At 51.6% G+C, this 5,370-nt stretch carries 6 protein-coding genes and 1 pseudogene; all 7 read left to right on the plus strand.

Going from position 1 to position 5,370, the window contains the following annotated elements; genetic code table 11:
• Positions 1–213: pseudogene (locus AB7E65_RS11795) on the plus strand (hypothetical protein); the annotation flags it as partial.
• 69 nt (positions 214–282) lie between these two features.
• Positions 283–1,068: a prepilin peptidase gene (locus AB7E65_RS11800; RefSeq protein ID WP_428745995.1), complete on the plus strand. Its 786-nt coding sequence runs from the start codon at positions 283–285 to the stop codon at positions 1,066–1,068.
• 332 nt (positions 1,069–1,400) lie between these two features.
• Positions 1,401–2,465 (plus strand): type IV pilus assembly protein PilM, encoded by a 1,065-nt coding sequence (pilM, locus tag AB7E65_RS11805; protein WP_428745996.1) that lies wholly within the window; start codon positions 1,401–1,403, stop codon positions 2,463–2,465.
• On the plus strand, positions 2,462–3,040 hold the full coding sequence (locus tag AB7E65_RS11810; protein ID WP_428745997.1) for a PilN domain-containing protein: 579 nt from the start codon (positions 2,462–2,464) through the stop codon (positions 3,038–3,040). The genes pilM and AB7E65_RS11810 overlap by 4 nt, the downstream gene beginning before the upstream one ends.
• Positions 3,041–3,114: 74 nt before the next feature.
• Positions 3,115–3,648 carry a type 4a pilus biogenesis protein PilO gene (locus AB7E65_RS11815; protein ID WP_428745998.1) on the plus strand — a complete coding sequence of 178 codons (534 nt, stop codon included), beginning with the start codon at positions 3,115–3,117 and terminating at the stop codon, positions 3,646–3,648.
• 41 nt (positions 3,649–3,689) lie between these two features.
• On the plus strand, positions 3,690–4,181 hold the full coding sequence (locus AB7E65_RS11820; RefSeq protein WP_428745999.1) for a pilus assembly protein PilP: 492 nt from the start codon (positions 3,690–3,692) through the stop codon (positions 4,179–4,181).
• 1 nt (position 4,182) lies between these two features.
• Positions 4,183–5,370 (plus strand): AMIN domain-containing protein (locus tag AB7E65_RS11825; RefSeq protein WP_428746000.1); only part of this gene is annotated, 1,188 nt, incomplete at its 3' end.

The following is a 5,370-nucleotide window of genomic DNA, read 5'->3' on the forward strand; positions in this document are numbered from 1 at the left end:
CTTGAAGCATTGGAAAAGATTTTTTACCTGGAGCGTGCTGTTGCTTACCATCGCGAACGATTCGGCGTCGAACCTGGCGATTTGCGTGCCTTGGTCAGGCGCGGTGTCATCCCGGAAATCCCGCCAGATCCTTACGGGGGCAGCTTTTTTATCGCTGATGATGGCAGTATTCAGTCGACCAGCGACCTGGCCTATGCCAAAGGTAATAAGTAATCCGCCTGTTCGATGTTTGTTTCTTGAGCGCTTCGTTGCCTATCCATACCGCAAGAGGATCATTTGAGCATGAATGCAATCAGTTTTTTGACAGGGGCAGTGTTTTTCATTTTAGGTGCGATTATTGGCTCCTTTCTCAATGTCTGCATCTATCGCATTCCTGAGGGCTTGTCGGTTGTCTCACCGGCTTCCCGCTGCCCTCAATGCAAAGCCGCCATCCGCTGGTATCAGAATATTCCCATCATAAGCTATCTGTATCTACGTGGCCGCTGCGCCGGGTGTGGCGTCAGGATATCGCTGCGTTATCCCGTTGTTGAAGCCTTGACGGGGCTGCTTTTCGTGCTGGTCTGGAGGCAGTTCGGAGGGGTCTTCGTGATACCGGTTTATTGGCTGTTCGCGGCGTCGTTGGTAGTCGTCTCCTTCATCGATTTGGATCATCGGATCATTCCGGATGCTATCAGCTTGCCGGGGACGGTGGTTGGTTTTCTTTTATCTTTTCTTGTACCCTGGGTCAGTTGGCAGGACTCCCTGCTGGGGATTCTTCTTGGCGGAGGGAGTTTGTTGCTGGTTGCGAAGGTCTATCATCTGCTGACGCAGGTCGAAGGCATGGGTATGGGGGACGTGAAGCTCCTCGCCATGATCGGTGCTTTTCTGGGCTGGAAAGCGGTGCTGCCCGTTGTTTTTATCGGATCCTTGTCTGGTGCCATGGTGGGGGTGCCCCTGATGCTGCTGAAACGGACCGGAGGCAGGCTTGCCATTCCGTTTGGACCATTTTTGGCTACAGGCGCCGTTATTTACCTGCTTTATGGTGAAAGGCTTATCGGTTGGTACATGGCCTTGGCCTTTGGCCGATGAGTACATTTAATATGGGGGGCAGGGACTGTTTGAAATCCTTCGGTCCGCGCGGACTTCTTGCGCAGCACGGTTTTGTGCCGATATGTAGTGTGTTTTTTGCGGTTTCATGTGGTATATAGTGTCCTTTGGTCGTTTTTTATGAAGACAAATTGAGATGTTGACACCTGTTCTCGCAATTTTATAAGATCATTGAGCTTTTAATGTGATGCCAAGGTTCGGTCGCCGGTGGTATGTATGTTGCAAACCTTGTTCTGCCGACCGGGGCCGTGGTATCGGATGTTGGTTGAGAAGTTGCCTTGTTCTCCTTCATTTCTCAAGATCGGGGATGACGAATGTTTTTCGGATTGTTTGGAGCGAGCGAAGAGGTTGTGGGTGTCGACATAGGCACCAGATCGATTAAGCTGGTTCAACTGAAGCAGGTGAAGGATAGATACCATCTGGTTAATCTGGGAATCGGGCAGCTGCCGCCCGAGGCCATTGTGGACCATGCCATCATGGATTCCGCCGCGGTTGCCGAATGCGTTCGCAATTTGGTGGAAAGCCAATTTATAAAAACAAAAAATGTTGCGACTTCGGTTTCGGGGCATGCGGTGATCGTCCGCAACATTTTTATGGCGGCCATGACCGAGGAGGAGGTCGAGGCCTCCATAGAATGGGAAGCGGAGCAATATATTCCTTTTGAGATTTCCGATGTAAACCTGGACTTCCAGATATTGGGACCCGATCCCAGGGATCCGGCCCAGATCAAGGTATTGCTGGTGGCGGCCAAGAAGGATTTTATTGAGGAATATCTTTCGGTCTTTCACGAGTGCGGATTGACTCCCATTGTCATGGATATCGATTGTTTCGCCATTGAAAATGCGTTTCAGGCCAATTACGACCAGGAAGAGGACGTTGTGGCTCTGGTCGATATTGGTGCCAGTTCCATGAACATCAATATCCTGCAGGATGGCAGAACCGTGTTTACGCGGGACATCCAGGCAGGCGGCAATATGTTCAACGACGAGATTCAGAAGCGGATCGGACTCAATAGCGAGGAGGCCGAACGCGCCAAGCTGGGTGCGCGTCTCGACGATGTCCAGCCCGGGATGGTGGAGGAGATCGTTGCCGATTCGATGGCGCATCTCGTGCAGGAAGTGCAGCGCTCCCTCGATTTTTTCACTGCCACTTCTTCCGACTCAAAAGTCGAAAGGGTTTATCTGTCCGGCGGGGTTGCAAAAACGCCCGGGCTGATTGAGGTCCTTGGGAACAAGCTCGGCATTCCGGTTGAGATTATGAATCCGCTGCGCAACGTGGTTATCGACAGCGGTCGGTTCGATATGGAATATGTGGATTCGGTCTTGCCGTTTCTGGCTGTTGGCGCCGGTCTTGCCATGAGGAGGCTTGGAGACAAATGATACACATCAATCTTCTGCCGGTCAGGGCCGCGCAAAAGCGTGCCAGGGCACAACGTGAACTGTTTGTTTTTGGCGCGATTGTTTCCTTGGCCGTTGTCGGCTGTTTTCTTGTTTACGGCAATCTGAAGATCGGAACCGCCAGGGAAATGAAGTTGATCGATGATTACAATCGCCAAATTTCCGAGCTCAAACCCCTTCTGGGCGAGGTTGCTGAATTCAAGAAAAAACAGGCAGAATTCCAGGAAAAACTCGACGTTCTGAGTGAACTTAAGCGGCGTAAAAGTGGGCCTGTTCATCTGTTGGATGAATTGAACAGAGCCTTACCTGAAAAATTGTGGCTCGAAGATTTCGAGGAAGTTTCCGGTAGTATGAAGCTTAAGGGAGTCGGCGTCAGTGAAAGCGTGGTGGCGGGGTTTATTACCGCGCTTGAAGCGTCACCCTATTATCGGGATGTTGATCTGAAGGTCACCAAACAGATTAAGCAGGAAGGTGTCAAATTGCAGTCATTCGAGATAGAATGTCGCGAAGAGACACCGCCGGTTAAGCATTTTGCCGGGGAAGGGGCAAAATTATGAGTCCAGGGCTGGAGAAGATCCTTAACCTCCCGAAGTATAAAAAAATCCTTATACTGGTGCTCGCTTGTCTGGCGGTGTTTGGCCTGTTCTGGCTTATTGTTTATCAGCCGATGAGGGACGAATACCAACGCCTCAAGGTGCAAAAGGAAAGCCTTGAGCGAAAACTGGCTGAGGATCGCAGGATCGCCGAAAACCTTCCCAGGTTTAAGGCCGAATATGAAAAACTGGAAAATCAGCTCGAAATGGCTCTGAAGGAGTTGCCCAATCAGAAGGAGATTCCATCATTGCTGATCGGTATTTCCACTCTGGCCAAGAATACGGGACTTGAAGTGGTGGAATTCAAGCCCGGTTCGCTGGTTACGCAGGGCTTTTATGCCGAAGTGCCGGTTTCCTTGAAGTTGAAGGGGGCGTTTCACGAAGTGGCAATGTTTTGCTACAAGGTCGGCAACATGACACGTATCGTTAATCTAGGCAATCTTAAGATGGGGAATGCCAAGATAGAGGATGGCAGGAATACCCTGAATGTTGAATGCCGGGCCACAACCTTCCAGTTTGTGGAGAATGCCGAGGGGCCCGCCAAAACGGGTAAAACGAAAGGTAATAAATGATGATTCCGCGATCATTGCGACTGCCAGCCGTGGTCGGATTTATGTTTCTTACATGCGCTGCGTGCGAGGACCGGAAATCGCCTGAAATACAGACCGTGCTGCCGAAAAAAGTCAAGGTCGCACCGCTTTCGTCGGCGACCAAGGATGTACCCGCCGGGGAGGTGGTGTCAGCGGGTGACGGTTATGTGTACGATCCAGGCGGATTGCGGGATCCCTTTGAAGCTCTCGTCATGATTCGCAAGCCCGTCGGTGGCAAGGGCGAACCGCTGACACCCTTGCAGAAATTCGATCTCGCACAGTTCCGTCTGAGTGCCGTGATTGTGGGAGAAAAAATGCCGATGGCAACAGTGGTTGCGCCGGGTGGCAAGGCATATGTTCTGAAAACGGGGGTCAAGATCGGCAAGAATGGTGGAGTCGTGACCAGAATTAGCCCGAAGACTGTCACGGTTGTCGAGAAATACTATGATTTTACGGGAAAATTATCCACCACCAGTTATGAAATCGGGTTTACTCAAAAAGCAGGAGATATCTGATATGAAATGTGTGCCGTTGCCAATCATTGGAAGACACGTTTTTGCTGGCCTGCTTGTGGCCCTGCATCTGGTTCTGATGCCGACTGCCGGAAATTGTGCATTGTCCGCTGCGAAGCTTAACAACCGGATCGTTTCCATTGCTCACGACAAGGGCGGTGTGTTGATCACCACCGAACAACCCTTGGGTGATGCTTATTCCGTTTACGATGCCATTGATCCGCTGCGCGTTATCCTTGATTTCACCGGAATAAACGTCGATGGGCTGGAATCTGAAACGCAAGTGGAGGAAGGACCGGTAAAACGCATCAGGGTTTCTTCGTTTCAGCTTTTGTCCGGCCAGATGGGGCGGGTCGAACTGTTTCTGGACAAGCCGATGGCATTCAAGGTTTTGCCCGGTGCAACCAGCATCAGGGTAGATTTTGGCGCTCCTGACGAAGGCGATGTCGTCTCTGAGGATGGTGGCTTTATGGCGGGGGGGGCTTTTACCGCACCAGTCGCGCCACAGGCCGCCAAAACCATAGGCAGCCTTGACATCAAGCCCGGAATGGCTGTTTTTCACACGGATGGAAGAATAGCGGGCGTCAAGCATTTTCCGTTAGCGGATCCGGCCCGGCTTGTGGTGGATCTGTTCGGCGTCAAGGCCGCATTTGAGCAGCAGGTTTTTGCGCTGGACAGCGGTTTTCGCAAGCTGCGCATGGGACGTTACCCGGATAAGACGAGGGTGGTTTTTGACGCTTCGAGTGCAAAATTGCCCAATTATCGCGTTGATAGGGAAGGTAATGCACTGGTGGTCGGATGGGGAGCCGAGGCTGTTCTGGAGAAGCCGGCACCTGAAAAGGCGAAACCCACACCCGTTGCCGGTATGACGGGTAAGCAGCCTGCAATGGTTGAAGTCAAGGTTACAGGTATTGACTTTGAGGTCTTCGGTGATAAGTCGATTCTTCGCATCGGACTCACTAGACCGGCGGATATCGCGCAGCCTTTAATGCAGGGCAATATTATTCAGTTTGGTATCCGGCGGGCTTCCATCAGCCAGCAGCATCGTCGCAGTATCGATCCTTCCGTGTTCCCGACATCGGTTCGCCTGATCACGCCATACACTGTCCGAAAAAATGGTGTGCGTGAGGTGCGTTTCGCCGTTGAAATGAAGGAACGCCAGAAATACGAATTGCAGATCGGAAGAGCACAC

Origin of the sequence: Syntrophotalea sp., from assembly GCF_050253115.1 — a bacterium.
Taxonomy (GTDB): Bacteria; Desulfobacterota; Desulfuromonadia; order Desulfuromonadales; family Syntrophotaleaceae; genus Syntrophotalea; species Syntrophotalea acetylenica.

Coding starts and splice junctions, on each gene's coding strand:
- AB7E65_RS11800 (WP_428745995.1), top strand. CDS start 283: ATGAATGCAATCAGTTTTTTGACAGGGGCAGTGTTTTTCATTTTAGGT.
- pilM (WP_428745996.1), top strand. CDS start 1,401: ATGTTTTTCGGATTGTTTGGAGCGAGCGAAGAGGTTGTGGGTGTCGAC.
- AB7E65_RS11810 (WP_428745997.1), top strand. CDS start 2,462: ATGATACACATCAATCTTCTGCCGGTCAGGGCCGCGCAAAAGCGTGCC.
- AB7E65_RS11820 (WP_428745999.1), top strand. CDS start 3,690: ATGTTTCTTACATGCGCTGCGTGCGAGGACCGGAAATCGCCTGAAATA.